At 64.6% G+C, this 20,087-nt stretch carries 19 protein-coding genes; 3 read left to right on the top strand and 16 right to left on the bottom strand.

Going from position 1 to position 20,087, the window contains the following annotated elements; genetic code table 11:
* Window positions 1–214: 214 nt before the first annotated feature.
* From A3840_RS15805 to A3840_RS15795, 3 genes are read left to right on the top strand one after another with little or no spacing between them, the layout of a single operon-like run.
* Window positions 215–1,159, top strand: a complete 945-nt coding sequence (locus tag A3840_RS15805) for a Bug family tripartite tricarboxylate transporter substrate binding protein (RefSeq protein ID WP_067458968.1) — start codon at window positions 215–217, stop codon at window positions 1,157–1,159.
* Entirely contained in the window at window positions 1,156–1,656 is a 501-nt protein-coding gene (locus tag A3840_RS15800) for a tripartite tricarboxylate transporter TctB family protein (protein WP_067458965.1), read from the top strand. The genes A3840_RS15805 and A3840_RS15800 overlap by 4 nt, the downstream gene beginning before the upstream one ends.
* Window positions 1,656–3,203, top strand: coding sequence for a tripartite tricarboxylate transporter permease (locus A3840_RS15795; RefSeq protein ID WP_067458962.1), 1,548 nt, complete (start codon window positions 1,656–1,658; stop codon window positions 3,201–3,203). The genes A3840_RS15800 and A3840_RS15795 overlap by 1 nt, the downstream gene beginning before the upstream one ends.
* A 112-nt stretch (window positions 3,204–3,315) precedes the next feature.
* Here A3840_RS15795 and A3840_RS19760 read toward each other — a convergent pair whose 3' ends face one another.
* The 16 genes from A3840_RS19760 to A3840_RS15720 all read right to left on the bottom strand — a co-directional run bounded on the left by A3840_RS19760 (window position 3,316) and on the right by A3840_RS15720 (window position 19,912).
* Window positions 3,316–3,489, bottom strand: coding sequence for a hypothetical protein (locus A3840_RS19760; RefSeq protein ID WP_165603197.1), 174 nt, complete (start codon window positions 3,487–3,489; stop codon window positions 3,316–3,318).
* A gap of 160 nt (window positions 3,490–3,649) precedes the next feature.
* Complete coding sequence (locus tag A3840_RS15790) at window positions 3,650–6,109, bottom strand: sensor histidine kinase (RefSeq protein ID WP_067458958.1); 2,460 nt, start codon at window positions 6,107–6,109, stop codon at window positions 3,650–3,652.
* On the bottom strand, window positions 6,110–6,778 hold the full coding sequence (locus tag A3840_RS15785; RefSeq protein ID WP_067458957.1) for a response regulator transcription factor: 669 nt from the start codon (window positions 6,776–6,778) through the stop codon (window positions 6,110–6,112).
* Between the two features lie 61 nt (window positions 6,779–6,839).
* Window positions 6,840–7,646, bottom strand: a complete 807-nt coding sequence (locus A3840_RS15780; protein ID WP_067458954.1) for an inositol monophosphatase family protein — start codon at window positions 7,644–7,646, stop codon at window positions 6,840–6,842.
* Window positions 7,643–8,479 (bottom strand): glycerophosphodiester phosphodiesterase, encoded by an 837-nt coding sequence (locus A3840_RS15775; protein WP_067458951.1) that lies wholly within the window; start codon window positions 8,477–8,479, stop codon window positions 7,643–7,645. The genes A3840_RS15780 and A3840_RS15775 overlap by 4 nt, the downstream gene beginning before the upstream one ends.
* Window positions 8,476–9,519 (bottom strand): ABC transporter ATP-binding protein, encoded by a 1,044-nt coding sequence (locus A3840_RS15770; RefSeq protein WP_067458948.1) that lies wholly within the window; start codon window positions 9,517–9,519, stop codon window positions 8,476–8,478. Before A3840_RS15770 ends, A3840_RS15775 begins: the two co-directional genes overlap by 4 nt.
* Window positions 9,520–9,718: 199 nt before the next feature.
* Complete coding sequence (locus A3840_RS15765; protein WP_067458944.1) at window positions 9,719–10,543, bottom strand: ABC transporter permease; 825 nt, start codon at window positions 10,541–10,543, stop codon at window positions 9,719–9,721.
* A 1-nt stretch (window position 10,544) separates the two neighbouring features.
* Window positions 10,545–11,429, bottom strand: a complete 885-nt coding sequence (locus tag A3840_RS15760; protein ID WP_082903953.1) for an ABC transporter permease — start codon at window positions 11,427–11,429, stop codon at window positions 10,545–10,547.
* Window positions 11,426–12,577, bottom strand: coding sequence for an extracellular solute-binding protein (locus A3840_RS15755; RefSeq protein ID WP_067458940.1), 1,152 nt, complete (start codon window positions 12,575–12,577; stop codon window positions 11,426–11,428). The genes A3840_RS15760 and A3840_RS15755 overlap by 4 nt, the downstream gene beginning before the upstream one ends.
* A 329-nt stretch (window positions 12,578–12,906) precedes the next feature.
* The gene (locus A3840_RS15750) at window positions 12,907–13,923 is read right to left on the bottom strand and encodes a LacI family DNA-binding transcriptional regulator (protein ID WP_067458937.1); all 1,017 of its coding nucleotides are present in this window, start codon (window positions 13,921–13,923) and stop codon (window positions 12,907–12,909) included.
* A gap of 67 nt (window positions 13,924–13,990) precedes the next feature.
* On the bottom strand, window positions 13,991–14,344 hold the full coding sequence (mnhG, locus tag A3840_RS15745; RefSeq protein WP_067458934.1) for a monovalent cation/H(+) antiporter subunit G: 354 nt from the start codon (window positions 14,342–14,344) through the stop codon (window positions 13,991–13,993).
* On the bottom strand, window positions 14,341–14,622 hold the full coding sequence (locus tag A3840_RS15740; RefSeq protein ID WP_067458931.1) for a K+/H+ antiporter subunit F: 282 nt from the start codon (window positions 14,620–14,622) through the stop codon (window positions 14,341–14,343). The genes mnhG and A3840_RS15740 overlap by 4 nt, the downstream gene beginning before the upstream one ends.
* Window positions 14,619–15,104, bottom strand: coding sequence for a Na+/H+ antiporter subunit E (locus A3840_RS15735; RefSeq protein WP_067458928.1), 486 nt, complete (start codon window positions 15,102–15,104; stop codon window positions 14,619–14,621). Before A3840_RS15735 ends, A3840_RS15740 begins: the two co-directional genes overlap by 4 nt.
* Window positions 15,101–16,699: a monovalent cation/H+ antiporter subunit D gene (locus tag A3840_RS15730; protein ID WP_342669904.1), complete on the bottom strand. Its 1,599-nt coding sequence runs from the start codon at window positions 16,697–16,699 to the stop codon at window positions 15,101–15,103. Before A3840_RS15730 ends, A3840_RS15735 begins: the two co-directional genes overlap by 4 nt.
* 1 nt (window position 16,700) lies before the next feature.
* Window positions 16,701–17,036 (bottom strand): Na+/H+ antiporter subunit C, encoded by a 336-nt coding sequence (locus tag A3840_RS15725; RefSeq protein ID WP_067458925.1) that lies wholly within the window; start codon window positions 17,034–17,036, stop codon window positions 16,701–16,703.
* Complete coding sequence (locus A3840_RS15720; RefSeq protein ID WP_082903952.1) at window positions 17,027–19,912, bottom strand: monovalent cation/H+ antiporter subunit A; 2,886 nt, start codon at window positions 19,910–19,912, stop codon at window positions 17,027–17,029. The genes A3840_RS15725 and A3840_RS15720 overlap by 10 nt, the downstream gene beginning before the upstream one ends.
* Window positions 19,913–20,087 lie beyond the last annotated feature (175 nt).

Below are 20,087 nucleotides of genomic sequence, written 5' to 3'. Positions count from 1 at the left end.
TCGGGGCTTCCATCGACTAAGCAAACCCGGAGGTTTTTATACCGGCCGGCACTTCGGCACGCGCGAGCGCTGCGGAAGGCTCTTTGAACCCGCCCCGGCAAGGGAAAGGCGTCACATCGGCAAACAAGGTCCTCGTGACAGGACGGTGACAGGGAGCATGCCTAATCTGGCCTCCACGAACGCAACGCCGTTCGCCTTGTTTCTGGGAGGAACTATGAACAAGCTGCTTCTCGCCGCGCTGGCTGCCGGCGCTCTTTCCATGCCCGCTCTTGCCGCGGATTACACCATCCTCGCGCCGGCCGGTCCGGGCGGCGGCTGGGACCAGACCGCCCGCACCATGCAGGAAGCCCTCACTGCCGAGGGAATTTCCGGCAATGTGCAGGTGACCAATGTGCCCGGCGCCGGTGGCACGATCGGTCTCGCCCAGTTCGCCACGCAGGAAAACGGCAATCCCAATGCCCTGATCGTCGGCGGCTATGTCATGGTCGGCGCCATCCTGACCAATGCCTCGCCCGTCACCCTGGACAATGTCACTCCCATCGCCCGCCTGACCGGCGAGGCCGTGGGCATCGTGGTCCCCGCCGCCTCCGATATCCAGTCGGTCGATGATCTGGTGGCCAAGCTCAAGGAAAATACCGGCGCGGTCTCCTGGGCCGGCGGTTCGGCCGGTGGCGTCGATCACATCACGGCGGGCCTCGTGGCCAAGGCCATCGGCGTCGATCCCACCCAGGTCAATTACATCGCCTATTCGGGCGGTGGCGAAGCCCTCGCGGCCATTCTCGGCGGCCAGGTGACCGTAGGTATTTCCGGCATCAGCGAATTCGCCTCGCAGATCGAGGCGGGCGAGCTGCGCCTTCTGGCCGTGTCCACCGATAGCCGCGTTCCCGGCTTCGATGCGCCGACCCTGACGGAGGCCGGCGTCGACGTGGCGGTGCAGAACTGGCGCATGGTCGCCGCTGCGCCCGGCATCACCGATGAGCAGAAGGCCGCCATCACCGCCGATATCAAGGCCATGGCCGAGTCTGCGAGCTGGCAGACCGCGCTGGAAACCAAGGGTTGGGTCGACACCTATCTCGACGGCGATGCTTTCGATGCCCAATTGCAGGCCGATATCGACGCCACCGAGACGATCCTGAAAGAAATCGGCCTCGTTCAATGACGACAGGCTCTTCCAGCCCGCAGCGCCGCCCCGACGGGGCGGCGCTTGTTATCGCGGCCATCCTTGCCGGCATCGCCCTGGTCATTTTCTGGCAGACCAGCCAGATGCGCGTACCTCCGGTCCAGCAGCGCATGGGTCCGACCGTCTTCCCCTATGTGGTCGCCTCCGGGCTGCTGCTGCTGGCGGGCGGCACAATCATATCGGCCCTGCGGAACGGCTTTCCCGCGCGCAGCAAGGATGATTACCGGCCCATCTTCTGGGTTGTCGGCGGCCTTGTCGGACAAATCCTGCTCCTCTCCACTGCCGGTTTCTCGATTGCCACCGGCGTGCTCTTCGCCTTTACGGCCAAGGCGTTCGGGCGTGGACCGCTCTGGAAAACCATTCCGATCGGCGTGGTCTTCGCCTTCATCGTCTGGTTCATCTTCGCCAAGGGGCTGCAGCTTTCCCTGCCGACCGGCGTGCTCGAGCGCCTTCTGACCACCGGGAGCGCCTTCTGATGAGCACATTCGAACTTCTCGCCAATGGCCTCGTCGCCGCCCTGCAATGGCAGAACCTGGTCTATGCGCTGATCGGCGTCACCCTGGGCACCGCCGTCGGCGTGCTGCCGGGCATCGGCCCGGCGCTGACCGTGGCCCTGCTCCTGCCTGTCACCTACAAGCTCGACCCCGCCGGCTCGCTGATCATGTTCGCGGGCATCTATTATGGCGGCATGTATGGCGGCTCGACCACGTCGATCCTGCTCAATACGCCGGGCGAGAGCGCCTCCATCGTCACCGCGCTCGAGGGCAACAAGATGGCCCGCAAGGGCAGGGGCGGTCCCGCCCTGGCCACGGCCGCCATCGGGTCCTTCGTGGCCGGGCTCATCGCCACGCTCGGCCTGGCCTTCATCGCGCCCTTCGTGGTCCGCTTCGCCCTCTCCTTCGGGCCCGCGGATTATTTCGCGCTCATGGTCCTGGCCTTCGTCACCGTCTCGGCCGCCTTCGGCGACAGCGCCCTGCGCGGGCTCACTGCGCTCTTTATCGGCCTTGGCCTGGGCCTGATCGGCATCGATCTGCAATCGGGGCAGACGCGCCTGGCCTTCGGCATCATGGACCTGCTCGACGGCATCGAGGTCACCACCCTGGCGGTGGCGCTCTTCGCCATCGGCGAAACGCTCAAGACCGCTTCGGATCGCGACCAGGTCGCCGCCCAGGTCATGGCGGTCAAGGGCTCGGTCTGGATGACCATCGAGGATTGGAAGCGGAGCTGGGCCTCCTGGCTGCGCGGCACCTTTATCGGTTTCCCCATCGGCGCCATGCCGGCGGGCGGCGCCGATGTCGCCAGCTTCCTCTCCTACAGCGCCGAAAAGAGCTTCGCCAAGAAGCCCGAGGAATTCGGCCATGGCGCCATCGAAGGCGTCGCCGGTCCCGAGGCGGCCAACAATGCCTCGGCGGCGGGCACGCTCGTGCCCTTGCTGACGCTGGGCCTGCCGACCACGGCAACGGCGGCGATCATGCTGGCGGGCTTCCAGCAATTCGGCCTGCAGCCCGGCCCCTTGCTCTTTGCCAACAATGCCAACCTGGTCTGGGCGCTGATCGCCAGCCTCCTGGTCGCCAATTTCATGCTGCTGGTGCTCAACCTGCCGCTGATCGGCCTGTGGGTGAAGCTGCTCACCATTCCCAAGCCCTGGCTTTATGGCGGCATTCTGGTCTTCGCCACGCTCGGCACGCTTGGGGCCAACGGCGCCATGTCCATGGGCATCGGCCCGGTGCGCATCTCGTTCGAACTGGTCTTGCTGCTGGCCTTCGGCGTGCTCGGCTATGTCCTGCGCCGCTTCGGCTATCCCATCGCCCCGGTCGTGGTCGGGCTGATCCTGGGACCCATGGCCGAACAGCAGCTCCGTCGTGCCCTCGCCATCAGCCAGGGCGATCCGGCCATCCTGTTCCATTCGCCGATTTCGCTCGTGCTCTATGCCGTGGCCATTGTCGCGGTCGGGCTGCCCTTCATCCTGCGCATGCGCGGGCAGGGCAAGCTACTCGGCCAATTGGCGACCGACGAGGACTGAAAACAAAAGCCCGGATGCCAGGGAGGGACTGGCATCCGGGCTTGTCATACCGGCAGGACGGGCGCCGGGCTCCGGAGGGAGGGGCCGTGGCCAGCGCCGCGAGCGGGGCTCGTCAGATCTTGCCGATGTTGCGGAATGCGACCGGGTCGATACCCAGGGTCTCAAGGTGCTTGGCCTTGGGCGCCCGGCCGGCATCGACAGCCGCCGACACAGCGGCAGCACTGCCGAACACGGTGGCGAAAGTGTCGAGGGTCGCAAAGAACTTGTTCTTGCGCAGGGAGCTCATGGTTCAATCCTTCCTTGGGGACCCGGATCATCCGGGTCGCTTCCATGCTCCCTAGATGGTCTCGACAAGGCCGGTGCGGTAGAGGCGCTTTGTTCAGCCCAGCCATGCGCTGGGCGTAAATCTTCTCCCCCGGGCATAGGCCCATGATATCCTGCGATGGTCAGGGTTTTGGGGAGACGATTTCCTGCCAGGTATCGAGAAACCGTTGCCGCCTCAGCGTGTCGAGGGCAACCAGCAGGCTCGGTCCGAGCGGAATGGGCTGGATCACCCCGCGCCCGCGCGCGGAAATAGCCTCGCTGGTCCAGTCACCATCGCCGTCGGGCACGACCGAGCCCAAAGCCGTGGGGCCGGCAGCCACGGCCTGGCCGGCCGGGGACAGGGCAAAATCCACGAAAGCCCGCGCCAGCTCCGCGTCCGGCGCATTGCGCGGGATCAGCATGGATCGGGTCAGCACCAGCACGTAATCGTCCGGAACGACGATTTCGATATCGGCGCCTTCCGCCTGCCGCGCAAAGGCATAGGACCCCAGCACATTATAGCCCAGCGCCAGGCTGCCATCGGCAACGCCGTTGAGGATGGCGGGGCTGGAGCCGGAAAATTGCGCATTCACCCGGCCGAACGCATTGGTCAAACGCCAGAATGTGGACGAGATCGTCTGGTCCTGCGCGGCGAGCAGATAACCGACGCCGGACAGCGCGATGTCATAGGTGGCGATCTTGCCGCGAAACCGCTCCGTCTGGGTCTCCAGCAATTCGGCCAGCGTCAGATGCGTGCGCGGCACCTCGGCGGGAGTCAATTGGCGCGGATTGTAGATGATCACCGCCGGCTCGAAGGTGAACCCGAACACTTCGTTGCGCCAATGCGCCCAGTCCGGCAGCGCATCGAGAAACGGGCTGTCATGGGAGAGCGCGTGACCGTCATTGGCCAGCTTCAACTGCAGGTCCGATGCCGAGCTGATCAGCAGGTCCGGCGGGGTATCGAGGTCGCCCGCCAGGAATCCCTCGTAGAGAGGCCGGGAATCCCATTCCTCGTAGATGATGCCGATATCGGGCCGCTGCCGCTGGAAGGCCTCGATGAAATAATCGAAAAGCGGCGTGTCGGTTGTCCCGAAAATATTGAGCACCCGGTCCTGCGAGCCGTCCGGCGCCGGATAGGTCGCGGTCGCCGCCTCCGTCGGGCCGGCCGGCATGAGCAGCGCGCCGGCAAGCAGGAGCGGCGCGGCAAGGCCCAGGACGGGATTGCCGCGTCGGGGCAGGGGCAGGGATATGGCGACCACCAATCCGCCGCCCTCCCGGTCCCTCAGGTCCAGCCGCCCCCGATGCGCGGCCACCACGCGCGAAACGATGGAAAGGCCCAGGCCGGAACCGGCCGTGCCATTGCTGTTCCTGCCGCGCTTGAACCGCTCCAGCACCATGGATTTCTCCGTATTCTCGATGCCCGGCCCCCGATCGGCCACTTCGATCAGGACATGTTCCCCCGCCATCTGCCCGCCAATGTCCACCTGGCCCGGCGAATAGACCAGGGCGTTGTCGACGACATTGCGCATCATCTCCCGCAGGGCGACCCGGTCACCCCTCAGCGGCGCGCCGGCCGCTTCCGGACTCAGCGCGATATGCAGGCGCCTTGCCTGCTCCGGATCGAGCCGCTGGCGGACCTCGTCGATCACCGCTTCCAGGGTCGTGGTCTCGTTTTCCTGGTTTTCCAGGCGATGCGAGACAGTCGCTTCCATGAGCAATTGGCTGACCAATTGGCTGGCCTGCACCGCGCCGGTATGGATGCGCCCGACCCGCCGTCGCAGGGCTTCGGGATCCTGTTCGTCCATGGCCACTTCCGCCTGGGCGCGCAGCGAGGCCAGCGGGGTGCGGACTTCATGGGCCGCCTCGGCCACCAGCCCGCTCACCCGCTCCATGGCATTGCGCAGGCGCGCCATGAAGGCGTTGAGCGCCGAAACCAGGTGCTCGACCTCCGCCGGAACCGGCACGGTAATGGCCGAGAGGTCGTCGGGCGAGCGGGCGCGCAATTCATGTTCCAGCTCGGTCAGCGGCGCGAACATCCGCGAAATGCCGAACCAGACCAGACCGATGGCCAGCAGCGTCAGCGCGATGACGGGCAGCACGGCATTGGAGAGGATTTCGGCGGAGAGCGCCTCCCGCTGGTTCTGCGTTTCGGCCACGTGGATGGTGACCCAGCCCGTATCGCTCGGCGTCGAGATCAACCGGCCCACGCTCACCACGCGCACGGTTTCGTCCCGATAGACCATGTCGGTGAAATGCGGTTCGGCCGAGACGGTTTCGGGCATCTGCGCGGCCAGGTCCTTATAGCCGGTGACCGTGCGCGCATCGGGGTCCTCGACGGCGTAGAACACGCGGTCCTGCCCGGAAAACATGGCGAAGGCCGCAAAGGGGATTTCCACCACCACGGCATCGCTCTCGACCTGCACGGCGCCCGCAATGGTCAGCGCCGAGGCGGCCAGCAGCCGATCGAAGGCGCGGTCGGCAGCCCGCTCGGCATAGTCGCGGATGAAGACGATCAGCACCAGGGCGGCCAGCACCAGGAGCGCGATCGCCAGCGCGAAAATGCGGCGGCGGAGCGAAAAGGATTTCCGCCTCGAACCCGCCACCTATTCGGCCACCCGCATCAGATAGCCGACGCCACGCACCGTGCCGATCTCGACATTGGCGCCATCCAGTTTCTTGCGCAGCCGGGAAATGTGGAGTTCCAGGGCATTGATGGAGACGGCCTCGTCGAAATTGAAGAGCTGGTTCATCAGCCGCTCCTTGGCCACGACCTTGCCGACATGGGTGACGAGAATTTCCAGCAGCCGGAATTCGCGCCGGCCGAGCTCCAGCGCCTTGCCGCCCACCGACGCGTTCAGCGCCGCAAGATCGAGTTCGAGATTGCCGACGCTGATCGTGCTGGAGGCCTGGCCGCCTGTCCGGCGCAGCAAGGCGCGCAATCGCGCCTCCAACTCCCTGAGATCGAAGGGTTTTACCAGGTAATCGTCCGCGCCGAGATCGAGCAGGCTGACCTTGTCGTCGATTTCCGAGCGCGCGGTGATGACCATGATGGGCGCGTTGAACTTGCGCTTCCGCAATTCCGCGATCAGGCCAATGCCATCGCGATTGGGCAGCATCAGGTCCAAAGCCACGGCGTCAAACTGATCGCCCTCGGCGGCCGGCACGACCTGCGCGCCGTCCTTGACCCATTCCACCGAATGCCCCGCGCTGCGCAGGCGCTTTTCTATCGCCTCGCCGAGGTCCTCGTTATCTTCGACCAGCAGAATCCGCATGCTTCCATCCCCGCCCGCAATCCTAGAGCCAGGCCGGGGCGGAGGGAAATGATTTCAGCATCTAGGGATTTTTGGGCGGCACATCCTTCAACTTTTCAAGGAGATAGGCATGCGTAGCCGCATTGGCGACGATCATGGCGCCGGTGGCCTCGTAATGATCGGGACCGCGGCCCCACCAATCGGTCACCACGCCACCGGCCTCCGTCACCATGAGCAGGCCGGCCGCCGTGTCGACGAAGCCGGTTTCCTCGAAATAGCCCGTCAGCCTGCCGCAGGCGACATAGGCGCAGGAATTGGCCGCGCTCCCTACGATGCGCACCGCCCCGATCGGGGCGCGGATGGCGTCGAGCCGCGCGTAAGCGCCTGGATACAAAGACAGATTTGGCGTGGGCAGGCCGGTGCCGACGCACATCATCGCAATGTCGGTGCTGCGGCTGACCTGCAGCCGCTCGCCATTGAGATAGGCTCCGCCGCCCAAAACGGCGGTGAACATCTCGTCGCTGACCGGATTATAGACCAGCCCGCACAGCGTTTCGCGGCCGCGCAGCAGGGCGATGGTGATGGTATAGTGCTGGCCGTTCAAGAAGTTAGTGGTGCCGTCGATAGGATCGACGAGGAAACGATAGTCCTGATTTTCGCCGTCCACCGGCGGGAATTCCTCGCCGGTCAGGCTCCAGCCGGGATAGCGGGTGAGCAGATGTTTGCGGATCATCTGCTCGGATTCCCGGTCGGCGTCGGAAACGAAGTCGCCGGGGCCTTTGACCCCGATCTCGAGATCGCGAAAACGCTTGAAGTGAGAAAGGGTCAGTGCGCCTGCATCGCGTGCTGCGGTAACCATGTCGGCGAGGATTTTGTCGAGGTCTGTCATTGGTCGAAGGCCGCTGCCAGCCCCTCCGGATCGTCGGTTGTTATCTGGTCCACCTTCAGCTCGAGCAGCCGGGTGACCTTGGGAATTGTCGTGGGATTAGCGTTGCCTATGGTCCATGCATCGACCTTGCGGCCGCCATCATGGACCGCTCCGATCATGTCGAAACCGGCCTGGTCGGCTGCAAGGATGATGTCGTGATGCAGATAGATGATCCCGGCGGCCGGCGCGGTGTCCAAGGCCCCCTTGATGAAGGACATATGATCGCCCGTGGCCTTCAGGCGGTCGAGGGAGGCGCCATAGCAGGGATCGTAGCCAATCATGAGCCCAGGGGCGGAATTCGCTAACAGACTGATAGCGTCGAAAGCCCCACCGGAGAGGATAAGGCTATTGGTGAGTGACGATACGGCAAAGGCGAAGTTTTCGACCGTCAGCGGATCGAGCGCGGCCAGGTCTTCCTTGAAGTCGAGCTGCAACAGCGCGTCGGGATGTGGCGGGTTTTTGGCCAGGAGATCGCAGAGGTCGTCGAGCAGCAAGACCCGGTCGGGCAGGGGCGTGCCATCATTGCCGCGCAGGTGGAGCCGGCGCAGCGTCTCGGCACTGGCATCCCGCACAAGACCCGAGCCGGTGGTTTCGCGGTCAAGGCTCTTGTCGTGGAGCACGGCGCAGCCATGGTCGGCATGGATGACCAGGTCGACCTCGACGCTGGCCCCGAGCCGCATGGCTTCGAGAATGCGCTTGGCCGTGAAGACCGGATCGGAGGCCTTGCGGCGGCCGCGATGCCATTTGAGCCAGGTGCGGTGGCCGCCGCGGCCGATATGGAGGGGATCGCTCATGCGGCGCTCTGGTGGATCAGCGCATCGTCGCGATAGGCGGCGATGGCCCTGGGTTTCAGGATGACGCCCTGGCCCGGGCGGAACAGGTCTGGATGGGACACCATGGCCTTGACCCGCAACCCGTCCGGCAGGTCGAGATCGACCAGGCCATGGCTGCCGTAATCGGTGACGCGATGCACCTTGCCTTGTCCCGGCTCGGCCGCTTCGAGATCGAGCGCCTCGGGGCGCACCGCCAGAATGGCCGGACCGTCGGCGACCGGCAGGGCCACCGAGAATCCGTCATGGTTGAAGCGGCCGCTCTGCACATGACCCTCGATCAGGTTCATCGTGCCGATGAAGCCGGCCACGAAAGGCGTCTGGGGCTTGCGATAGACCACGTCCGGGCGGTCGATCTGCTCGGTGCGGCCATCGCGCATGACCACGATGCGGTCGGCCATGGACAGCGCCTCGTCCTGGCCGTGGGTGACGAAGAGCGTGGTGATCTTGAGGCGCTGCTGGATGTCGCGGACTTCTTCGCGCAGCCTTTCGCGCAGGTGCTGGTCGAGGCTGGCAAAGGGCTCGTCCAGCAGCAGGATCTTGGGTTCGAGCACCAGCGACCGGGCCAGGGCCACGCGCTGCTGCTGGCCGCCGGAAAGCTGGCCGACATGCCGATTGCCATAACCGGCCAATCCGACCAGTTCGAGCACGGCCTCGACCTTCTCCCGGATTTCAGCGGACGGCAGGCGGCGAAGCTTGAGCCCGAAGGCGAGGTTCTTGAACACATTCATATGCGTCCAGAGCGCGTGGCTCTGGAACACCATGCCCGTGGGACGCTTCTCGGGCGGCAGATGGGTGATGTCCTCGCCATCGATGGTGATGAGGCCGGAGCTGGGACGCTCGAAACCGCCCACCATGCGCAGCAGCGTGGACTTGCCGGAACCGGACGGCCCCAGCAGGCAGACCAGTTCGCCATCGGCCACATCGAGGGAGAAGGTGTCGACGGCCAGCACATTGCCGTTGGAGAAAACCTTGGTGACGTCTTTGATGTTGAGTACGGACATTTTTAGTTCCTGGTGCCTTCCTTCACCTCTCCCTTGGGGGAGAGGTCGGCGCAACGCGCCGGGTGAGGGGGCCTTGTCGATGGTCTGGTGCAGTATGGAACAGGGGGCAGGGGGAAGGCCCCCTCACCCGGCTTGCTGCGCAATCCGACCTCTCCCCCAAAGGGAGAGGTGGTGCAGGAGCCGATGATCTGGTGTCCCATCACGCCCCGAACCCCCGGGCGAAGGCGCCGCCGCCGATGACGCGGCGGGCGAACATGAGGGCGATGAAGGAGGGGACCCAGAGCATGACCGAGAGCACGGCGCCGAACTGGATGACCATCTGGTTGTTGATGAAGGAGATCATCAGCACCGGCATGGTGCGGATACCCGGCGCGCCGATGAGCCAGGCGCCTTCGGTTTCGTAGAAGGTGCCGACGAAGCTGAGCAGCACGGCGGCGGCAATGGTCGGGCCGGCCTGGGGCAGGGTGACCGACCAGAAGACGCGGAAGGGACCGGCCCCGACATCGCGTGCGGCCTCCTCCATGCGGCGATCCACCGACTGAAAGGCGGCCACCGGAATCCAGATCATGAACAGGAGCGTGCCCACGAGCTGGATCAGCACCACGCCCCAGAAGGTGCCGATGAGATTGAGCTGGAGGAAAATGGCGGCAATGGCGATGAGCAGGCCGAATTTGGGGAAGGCATGCCCGGCCAGGAAGGAGAAAAACAGGAAGGTTCGTCCCGGAAAGTCCATGCGGGCGAAGGCATAGGCGGCCGGCAGGCAGATGGCCGCCGAGAGCAGGGTGACCACGGTGGACAATTGCAGGCTGAGCATCAGCGAGCCCCAGACATCCGGCCGGCCCAGGGTCTGCCCCCAGAAGCGCAGGCCGAATTGCTGCGGGATGACATTGGGGTAGCGCCAGACTTCGGTGAAGGCCCAGGTGCCCACCACCAGAAGCGGGAAGACGATCGCGGCGGACAGCAGGGCGGCAAAGACGATGCCGGTCCAGTCCGTGCGGGGGCGGGAGGGAGCGAGTGTGCTCATGTCACTTCCCCTGGTTGCGCGCGACGGAGCGCACATAGAACAGCCCGAAGGCGATGCAGAAACAGAAGGTGATGACCGCCTGCGTGATGGCATTGAGCGGGTCGTTCACCTCGCGGAAGGTGCGGTTCATGAACGGGCCCATCATTTCCGGCGAAGCCGGGCCCAGGAGATAGGGCAGGGTGAAGGACGAAAAGATGCCGAGAACGGCGAAGGAAATGGCCACCAGCACCGAATTGGAGATGCGCGGCAGGATGATGTACCAGAAGACCTGCAGCCGCCTGGCGCCGACATCGCGCGCCGCTTCGATCGCCTGGTTGGAGACGCTGCCGAGACCGGCGAGCAGGATCAGCACGGTGAGCGGGATATTATCCCAGACCAGGCCGATCACCGGCCCCCAGGGGGTCAGGTAGGGCGTGCGGATTTTCGGCAGTCCGACGGAATTGAGCAGGATATCGACCATGCCGTTCGGGCCCAGCACGCGGATGAAGGCATAGGCCAGGATGATCGAGGGCACGAACATCGGGAAGATGGCCAAGGCCTGCACATAGGCGGGCAGGCGGCCATGGGAAAAGCGCAGATAGATGGCGATCGGCAGGCAGATGACCAGCAGCAGGAGGGCGCACATGCCCGTGGTCCACAGCGTAATGGTCAGATTGTTGATGCTGTACTGATCGGAAAAGAAAAAGACATAGCTCGACAGGTTGAACCCGTAATCGCCATCGGCATCGGGCCGCCAGACAGTGCGCGCGAAGGCGTTGAAGATCGGCCAGATGATCAACCAGGCCATCAGCAGGACAGGCACGGCGACGAGCAGGAGGCCAGTGGGCCTCCTGCTGCCGGTCTTTTCGATAAGGGGGCGTGCTTCCCCCTCGGCCAGCTCGGTCACGAGTTGCGGTCGACGTTGGGAGCGACGTTGCGATACCAGCCATCATTGATGGCGGCTTCCCATGCACCACCGGGGAAGGTGGGAATGGATTGCGGCACGATATCGGCGAAGCGTTCGCGCAGTTCGGGATCGATGTGATCCCAGGACACGCCGGGGAAACCGCCGAGTTCGGTCAGGATGGCGCTCTGGATTTCCTCGGAGAGCATGAAATCGGCGAGCTGCAGGGCTGCGTCGCGATTGGTGCCGGTTTCGAGCACGACCGAGCGGGTGAACCCGCCGACCAGCGCCAGATCCTGCAATTGCACGAGGCCGGTCGTGTCGGGCAGAACGCCCTGGTCGATAGCCTGGAGCACCTGGTCCGACCAGACCGGAACCATGGTCACCACGCCCTGTGAGAGCAGCTGGATGGACTGGGTGTTGCCCGAGGAATAGGCGCCATTGTCATAGAGCGAGGGGGCAATATCCTTGAGCAGTTCCCAGGCCTTGCCCAGGGTCTCGTCGCCGAATTCCTGGGTATAGTTGTCGACCGTGAACATGGACGGATCGAGCCCATTGGCCTGGTGGATGGCGCGGCGCACGAAATTGCCGCCCGAGCCGCCCTTGTCGGGACGATTATAGACGAACTGGCCGGGATTGGCCTTGATCCAGGTGACCAGATCGTCCCAGCTCTTGGGCGCATCGGCCGGATCGAGCTTGGTCGTGTCATAGGCGAGCAGCACCTGGCTGCCGCGATAGGGCAGGGAATAATCGGACTGGATGCCGGCCGGATTGAGCTTGGAATAGTTGGAAAGCCCGGCTTCCTTGATGTTGACGAAAATGCCGGCCTCGATGGCGCCGGCCGGCAGCAGCGGATCGGCGGATTCGAAGAAATCGGCCTGCGGATCGGTATTGGTCTGCTTGGCGGCCATGGCGCGTTCGCTGATGGCGATGATGCCAGCGCCGTCGCCCGCATCGACCAGATTGATCGTGACCCCTGGATGGGCGGCTTCGAAGGCCGGCTTCACGATATTGGTCCAGAAGTCGAGGATATTGCTGTCCGAGCTGGTGTACCAGTCGATGACGCCTTCGGCGGCGAAGGACATGCGGGGCAGGATGGCCATGCCGGCGGCAGCACCGGCGGCGGACATCATGAAAGTGCGGCGTTTCATATCTCAATTCTCCCATTACGTGACCGGAGCCACGGCGCTTCACAGCCGATTGCGGAGGCAGCGCGCGGTCTGACCGCCTGGCGAGCCGGATCGGCACCGGTTCGCCCGCCTCATGGGCCTCCTCCCTATGTGCAGCGATAGGCGGAAGGGGTTCCCAATCTCTGTCGGGTATGCCGCTCCGCGATGTGCTTATCGCTTCGCCAAGACAACACCCATTCTCGAATGCACACAAGTGCATTGGTCAAGAAATTCGGATTTGCTGATAGCGGGCGTGAATAACGCTTTTATGACAGTGATGCCGTTGCGCACGTGTGCAAAACGATGTGCAATTAAACCGGGCCGGGGCGGACGGACTTGCGCCAGCGGGGGGTGGGTTCGAAGAGAATGCGCTCCGAACCGGCGGAATCGGGATCGAGCAGCAAATCCATAACCTGTTCGGCCATGTCCTTGAGCGGCTGGGCGAAGGTGGTGAGCCGGTAGGATTGCCACCCGGCCTGCTCTATATCGTCGAAACCGACCACGCAGAGATCCTCGGGGATGCGAAGGCCGAATTCGTGCATGGCCGCATCCATGAAGCCCAGGGCCAAAAGGTCGGTGACGCAGAACACGCCATCGGGACTGCTGGAGCGGCCGAAGGCGCGGCGGCCGGCTTCGAAGCCGGAGGCATAGCCGGTGGGGCCGGTTTCGAACACGGCAACCTCGATGCCGTCGGCCCGCGCCGCATCGACGAATACGCGCTCGCGCTCCACCAGGCTCGCCGTGCCGGCATCGGAGGTGACGAGGCCCAGCCGCTGGCAGCCGGCGCGCCGGAGCAGGAAATAGGCCTCCCGGCCGGCCATGGCATTGTCGACGCCCAGATTATGGCTGCCCACCAGCTTGTCGTCGCGGTTGATCAGCACCACCTGCTGGCCATTGGCGAGGCAGGTCTCGATCAGCGTGGCGGGCGGCGTGCCGGAGAGCACCACGGTGGCGTCGGCGCGATAATTGAGGGTCTGCCGCAGGGCCTGGGAGACGCTTTCCGTATCGGCCCTTGTATTGATGACCATGGTGATCTTGCCCGAGGCCTGGAGCTCGCGCGTGAGCACGTCCACCATGCCAGCGCGGATCGGCGTGGTCATGTCGGCGACGACCAGGCACACGATATTGCTGCGCTCGCGCAGGCCCCGGGCCAGGTGATTGACGTGGTAGCCGAGGGCGCCGGCGGCATCGAGCACCTTGCGCCGGGTCTCTTCGGACACGCTGGCGCCATGGGTGAAGGTGCGCGAGACGGCCGAGCGCGAGACGCCCGCCTTTTCGGCCACCATGCGGGCGCTCACGAAGGATCGGGGTTTGACGTCGGTGGTCATCTGTTTGTCCCGGCTGAGGCGGCTGCCAATCGTGGCATGGCGGCGGGTTCCGGTCCAGACAATCGCGCTATTGCTGGTCGCCGTTGATCCGCTTGGGTACGCCGTCATTGCCTTCGATGCGGTCGCGGAACAGGGTGGCGCGGGCCAGCAGCATGAGCGTCACCGGCGTGGTCACCGTCACAAAGAGGAAGATGATCATCTCATGCACGATCAGCCGGTCGCGCGTGATGGTGAAATAGATGGCCGAGGCGAGCAGGATCAGCCCGCCGCCCATGCTGGTGCCCATGGTGGGAGCATGGATGCGCAGGTAGAAATTCTGCAGCCGCACCATGCCGAAACAGCCCGCCATGGTCAGCAGCGCGCCGCCGACGACCAGAACCGAGACCAGGATGGACAGCCAGAGCGGCAGATCGTCAATCATTCGATCACCTCCCCGCGCATGAGGAACTTGGCCAAGGCCACCGTGCCCACGAAGCCGAGCAGGCCGATCAGCATGGCGAGCTCGAAATAGACCTGGGAATTGGTGCGGATGCCGAGCGTGATGAGCAGCAGCAGCGCGACGACATAGAGTGCGTCCAGCGCCAGGATGCGGTCCTGGGCGCGCGGGCCGATGACCATGCGATAGAGCGTCGCCAGCATGGCGATGCTGAGCAGGAATTGCGCCGCCAGCAGGCTCCAGTGAAGAATGGCCACACTCATTGGAAAATCTCCATAAGCAGGGATTCGTAGCGGTTCTTGATGGTCTCGACCCATTCATCGGCATCGACCAGGTCGAAGACGTGGATCAGGACCGTGCTGCGCTCCCGGTCATATTCCAGCCAGGCGCTGCCCGGGGTCGCGGTGATGAGGCAGGCCAGAACCGCCAGGCCGAACGTATTGGTCAGCTTCAGCGGCATTTCGATGAAGGCGGCCGTGGGCTGGGGGCGGGGGCTGAACAGGATCAGCATCACCGCGATATTGGAGCGCACGATATCCAGGCCCGCCACGACGATGAGCTGCAGCACCTTGAGCGGCCGGCGCACGATCAGCGGTTCCGGGATGATGAGGCTGGCGGCCAGCGAGGCGAGAATGGCGATGACGCCGCCCAGCAGGATATGTCCCAGCCCGGCCGATTGCTGCAGGATGAGCCAGAGGATCAGCAGGATTACCGCCAGCAGCGGATGGGGGAAGAGCCGTTTCATAGGGCACTCTCCGCCGGCAGGACGATCTGGATATAGGCCTGGGGATCATGGATGAAAGCCGCGGTCTCGGCAAAGAAGCCCATGGCGGGACCCGCGGCGATGGCCAGGACGACGCACAGCGCCAGCAGCACCACGATGGGGCCGATCTCGAGCGGACGCAGGCGCAGCACGCCATCCTCGGGGAGCGAGGTCCAGAAGATGTTGATGCCGTTGCGGACCATGGAGACCAGCACGAACAATCCCGAGACGATGAGCGCGCCGGTGATCCACCAGGTGGCCACATTGGGCGCATTGTCGGCGTTGAGGGCGGACGAGATCATCGCGAACTTGGCGATGAAACCCGAGAGCGGCGGCAATCCGGCCATGACCAGGGCGGCAATGGCGAAGCAGAGGCTGATAAGGGTGGCCGCGGCGGGAATGGTGCGGCTGACTTCCTGGTCCTCGTCCAGGATTTCCTCTTCGTCGCCATAGAGCTCCATGGACACGGCCAGAACCTGCGCCTCGGCGGGCAGGATCTGATCGATGATGTCCTTGAGCAGGAACAGCGCCCCCGCCGCCAATGTGGCGACGACGAAATAATAGAGCGCGCCCGTGGTGACGCCGGGCGAATTATAGCCCACGGCCAGCAGCAGCGTGCCCGCGGAAACCAGGATGAGATAGCTGGCCAGCCGGTCGAGCGCCTTGCTGGAAAGGGCGCCGATGCTGCCATAGGCGACAGTGGCGACGCCCAGGACCAGCAGGGTGGTCTGCCCGAACGTGGCTTCCGGCCCGGACAAATTGGCGAAGACCAGCATCCAGAGGCGCAGGATGGCGTAGAAGCCCACCTTGGTCATCACGGCAAAGAGCGCCGCGACCGGCGGGGCGGCGGCCGAATAGGTATTGGGCAGCCAGAAATGCAGCGGCCAGGAGCCGGCCTTGATGAGGAAGGCGATGCCCAGCACGGCCGCTCCGGCTTCGAACAGTCCCCGATCGTCCGCCGCGATATGGGGCACGGCCCGGGCGATATCGGCCATGTTGAGCGTCCCGGTCGTGCCGTAGATCAGCGCCACGCCGATGAGGAACAGGAACGAGGCCACCAGGTTGATGACGATGTAATGCATCGCCGAGCGGACGCGGTTGCGACCCCCGCCGAACAGCGCCAGGCCATAGGAGGCCGCCAGCAGCAATTCGAAAAAGACGAAGAGGTTGAAGAGGTCGCCGGTGAGGAAGGCGCCGTTGAGCCCCATGGTCAGGGCATGGAAGAGCGGGAAAAAATTGGGGGCCCGGCTATGCCAGCGCGCCGAGGCATAGATCAGCGCCGCCAGCGCCAGGACCGAGGTGGTGAGCACCATGATCGCGGCGAGCCTGTCGGCGACCAGCACGATTCCGAAGGGAATGGGCCAATTGCCCAGAGGATAGACCGCCGCAGCCGTCTGGCCGGACTGGGCCAAAGCCACGAGGAGCAGGATCGAGACGAGCAGCAGCAGGGCGCTGAACCCGATATTGAGCCCGACGACGCGCTTGTCGCTGCGCTGATCGCTGAGCAGCAGATTGGCGATGGCCGCGATCATCGGAACCAGGATCGGCAGGATGGCGAGATGGTTCATATCCGTCATCTCAATTCCCCTTGCCGTCGACGTGGTCATTGCCGGTGAGACCACGGGCGGCCAGCAACACGACGAGGAACAGGGCGGTCATGGCGAAGCCGATGACGATGGCGGTCAACACCAGGGCCTGGGGCACCGGATCGGTATAGTCGGCCGGATTGGCATTGGCGCCGGACAGGATCGGCGCCGCATCCATGCGCAGCCGGCCCATGGCCAGGATGAAGAGATTGACCGCATAGGAGATCAGGGACAGACCGATAATCACCTGGAAGGTGCGGGGGCGCAGGACGAGGTAGACGCCCGAGGCTGTAAGCACGCCGATGGCGAGGGCCAGGGTCAGTTCCATTTGTCGAGGCCCTCCCGCACTTTGGGTTTGGACGAACCGGCCGGCTTGGGTCGGCGGATGGATTGGTGGGCAAGGGCGACGAGCATGAGAACAACCGCGCCGACGACGAGGGCGAATACGCCAAGGTCGAAGATCAGAGCCGTGGCCATCGGCACTTTGCCGATGAACGGAATGTCGGCATAGGCGAAGGCCGAGGTCAGGAACGGCGCGCCCAGCAACATGGCGCCAAGGCCGGTGAGCAGCGCGAGAAGCAGGCCCCAGCCGATCCACAGAACCGGCAGGATGCGCAGCCGCTCTTCCACCCAGCGGGTTCCGCCGGCGAGATATTGCAGGATGAAGGCCAGCGACATGACGATGCCGGCGATGAAGCCGCCGCCCGGCAGGTCGTGTCCGCGCAGGAGCATGTAGATGGCCGCCACGATGACGATGGGGAACATCCAGTTGATGATGAGGGCGGGAATGCGCAGGAAATCATCGGCCACGTGCTGGCCGGCGCCGGCCGCATAATCATCCAGCACACGCTGCTGTTCCGGCCGTTCGGCGCTGTCGGCGGCCGGACGGAAGCGGCGCAGCAACCCGAAGACGACAAGCGCGACGACGCCGAGAACCGTGATCTCGCCCAGGGTATCGAAACCGCGGAAATCCACCAGCATGACATTGACGACATTGGTGCCGCCGCCCTGGCTATAGGCATTGGCGAGGAAGAAGTCGGAAATGCCGTCGGGGGCGGCCCGGGTCATGATGGCATAGCTGGCCAGCGCCGTTGCCAGGCCCGCGACCACGGCCAGGCCGATATCGCGATAGCGGCGGAACTTGACGCCCCAGGTGAGGTCCTCGGCCACCGGCGTGCGCTTGGGCAGCCAGCGCAGGCCCAGCAGGATCAGCACGGTGGTGGCGATTTCGGCCAGGAGCTGGGTCAGCGCCAGGTCGGGCGCGGAGAACCAGGCGAAGGTGAGGCAGGTGGCAAGCCCGGCGCCGCCCATCAGGATCAGCGAGGCCAGGCGATGGAACTTGGCCTGATGCGCTGCGGCCATGGCGCTGATGCCGCCCAGGAGCCAGACGAGTCCCAGAACCGGATCGAAGTTTTCCGGCAGGGGCAGATTGCCCATGCGCGCCCAGCCGGACACGATCCCCGCCGCGAAGGCGAGGAAGATGACCGTGAAGATTTGCGGCTGCAGGCGCTGGGTGCCGAAGGCCTGGACGACGCGGCGCGCCCAGCGATTGGTGGCGGTCACCAGGATGCGCTCGAAGATGCGCTGGCCGCGCAGGCCACGGGTCAGCGGCACGCCGTCGATGTTCCGCAGGCGCCGGTAATAGGGAACGTAGATGATGGCGCCGCCCACCAGCGCGATGATGCTCATGATCAGCGGCAGGTTGAAACCATGCCAGACCGAGAGGCTGTAATAAGGCGTTTCGGCGCCGAGGACCGAATGCACGGCGGCGGCGAGATAGGGGCCGATGGTGATGCCGGGAATAATGCCGACGGCCAGGCAGACCAGAACCAGAAACTCGATGGGGCGGCGCATGAGCGCCGGCGGTTCGTGCGGCACCTTTTCCAGCTCGGTCGGCGGCGGCCCGAAAAAGACGCCGTGAACGAACTTGATGGAATAGGCGACGCTCAGCATGCCCGCCAGGGTGGCGCCGACGGGCAGGGAGAGATTGATGAAGACGTTGGAATCGTAAATCGCCGTCTCGGTGAAGAACATTTCCTTGGAGAGGAAGCCGTTGAGCAGCGGGACGCCGGCCATGGCGGCGCTGGCGATGATGGCCAGGGTGCCGGTAAACGGCATGAACTTGATGAGGCCGCTGAGCTTGCGCACGTCGCGCGTGCCGGTCTCGTGGTCGATGATGCCCACGGCCATGAACAGCGAGGCCTTGAACGTGGCGTGGTTGGCGATGTGGAAGATGGCCGCGACGGCGGCGAGCGGCGACCCCATGCCCAGGAGCGTGGTGATCAGCCCCAGATGGGAAATGGTCGAATAGGCCAAGAGGCCCTTGAGATCGCGCTGGAACAGCGCGGCATAGGCCCCGAAGATGAGTGTCGCGAGCCCCGTATAAGTGACGATCCAGAACCACAGATCGCTGTCGGACATGACCGGCCAGAAACGGGCCAGCAGGAAGACGCCGGCCTTCACCATGGTCGCCGAATGGAGATACGCCGAAACCGGCGTCGGCGCGGTCATGGCGTTGGGCAACCAGAACTGGAAGGGGAATTGCGCGCTCTTGGTGAAGGCGCCCAGCAGAAAGAGGATCAGCGTCAGCGGATAAAGCGGGCTCTCGACCAGGGTGCGGCCGGAGGCCAGGACGACGTCCAGTTCGTAGCTGCCCACGATATGGCCGACCAGCATCATGGCCACGAACAGCGCCAGGCCGCCCGTGCCCGTGATGATCAGCGCCATGCGAGCGCCGTCGCGCGCATCGCCACGGTGATACCAATAGCCGATGAGCAGGAAGGAAACGAGGCTGGTCAGCTCCCAATAGACGGCAAGCTGGATGATGTTGCCGGACAGAACCAGGCCCAGCATGGCGCCCATGAAGGCCAGCAGCAGCGAATAAAAGCGCGCGATCGGGTCCTTGGGGGACATGTAATAGCGGGCGTAGAGCACCACCAGGAAGCCGATCACGGTGATCAGCACCGCGAACAGCCAGGCAAAGCCATCCATGCGCAGCACGATATTCAGGCCGAGCTGGGGGATCCATTCGAGGCGCGTGCTGATGACGCCGCCATCGGCCACCAGAGGAAAAAGCCCGATAGACAGCAGGCTGAGCACGCCCGCCACGACCGCCGCAATCCATACCGCGCCCTTGTTTCCCCTGCCGGGAAGGGCAAGAACCAGCGCGCAGGCCAGGAAGGGCAGCGCAGCGAGCAAGGTCAGCGCAAGGTCGGGCGATATCTGGGGCAGGGGCCGGTCCTCGTTTTAGAATCTCGTCTAAACGTATAGGGTTAGAGAGGCTTCTTGAGAAGACCGGTTTCAAATCTGTTTGGCCGGATCGGCAGGATTTTTTGTCACAGCCATCCGCCGCGCCCGCCCCAGCAGATAGCCCAGCGCC

This window comes from Devosia elaeis, assembly GCF_001650025.1.
Lineage (GTDB): Bacteria > Pseudomonadota > Alphaproteobacteria > Rhizobiales > Devosiaceae > Devosia > Devosia elaeis.
The sequence above is the reverse complement of the archived record's forward strand: the minus strand, read 5'-3'. Positions and strand labels throughout refer to the sequence as shown.

What these genes read in the sequence shown, in the direction of transcription:
- A3840_RS15805 (WP_067458968.1), top strand. Translation starts at nt 215, where the DNA reads ATGAACAAGCTGCTTCTCGCCGCGCTGGCTGCCGGCGCTCTTTCCATG.
- A3840_RS15800 (WP_067458965.1), top strand. Translation starts at nt 1,156, where the DNA reads ATGACGACAGGCTCTTCCAGCCCGCAGCGCCGCCCCGACGGGGCGGCG.
- A3840_RS15795 (WP_067458962.1), top strand. Translation starts at nt 1,656, where the DNA reads ATGAGCACATTCGAACTTCTCGCCAATGGCCTCGTCGCCGCCCTGCAA.
- A3840_RS19760 (WP_165603197.1), bottom strand. Translation starts at nt 3,489, where the DNA reads ATGAGCTCCCTGCGCAAGAACAAGTTCTTTGCGACCCTCGACACTTTC.
- A3840_RS15785 (WP_067458957.1), bottom strand. Translation starts at nt 6,778, where the DNA reads ATGCGGATTCTGCTGGTCGAAGATAACGAGGACCTCGGCGAGGCGATA.
- A3840_RS15780 (WP_067458954.1), bottom strand. Translation starts at nt 7,646, where the DNA reads ATGACAGACCTCGACAAAATCCTCGCCGACATGGTTACCGCAGCACGC.
- A3840_RS15775 (WP_067458951.1), bottom strand. Translation starts at nt 8,479, where the DNA reads ATGAGCGATCCCCTCCATATCGGCCGCGGCGGCCACCGCACCTGGCTC.
- A3840_RS15770 (WP_067458948.1), bottom strand. Translation starts at nt 9,519, where the DNA reads ATGTCCGTACTCAACATCAAAGACGTCACCAAGGTTTTCTCCAACGGC.
- A3840_RS15765 (WP_067458944.1), bottom strand. Translation starts at nt 10,543, where the DNA reads ATGAGCACACTCGCTCCCTCCCGCCCCCGCACGGACTGGACCGGCATC.
- A3840_RS15755 (WP_067458940.1), bottom strand. Translation starts at nt 12,577, where the DNA reads ATGAAACGCCGCACTTTCATGATGTCCGCCGCCGGTGCTGCCGCCGGC.
- A3840_RS15750 (WP_067458937.1), bottom strand. Translation starts at nt 13,923, where the DNA reads ATGACCACCGACGTCAAACCCCGATCCTTCGTGAGCGCCCGCATGGTG.
- mnhG (WP_067458934.1), bottom strand. Translation starts at nt 14,344, where the DNA reads ATGATTGACGATCTGCCGCTCTGGCTGTCCATCCTGGTCTCGGTTCTG.
- A3840_RS15740 (WP_067458931.1), bottom strand. Translation starts at nt 14,622, where the DNA reads ATGAGTGTGGCCATTCTTCACTGGAGCCTGCTGGCGGCGCAATTCCTG.
- A3840_RS15735 (WP_067458928.1), bottom strand. Translation starts at nt 15,104, where the DNA reads ATGAAACGGCTCTTCCCCCATCCGCTGCTGGCGGTAATCCTGCTGATC.
- A3840_RS15730 (WP_342669904.1), bottom strand. Translation starts at nt 16,699, where the DNA reads ATGACGGATATGAACCATCTCGCCATCCTGCCGATCCTGGTTCCGATG.
- A3840_RS15725 (WP_067458925.1), bottom strand. Translation starts at nt 17,036, where the DNA reads ATGGAACTGACCCTGGCCCTCGCCATCGGCGTGCTTACAGCCTCGGGC.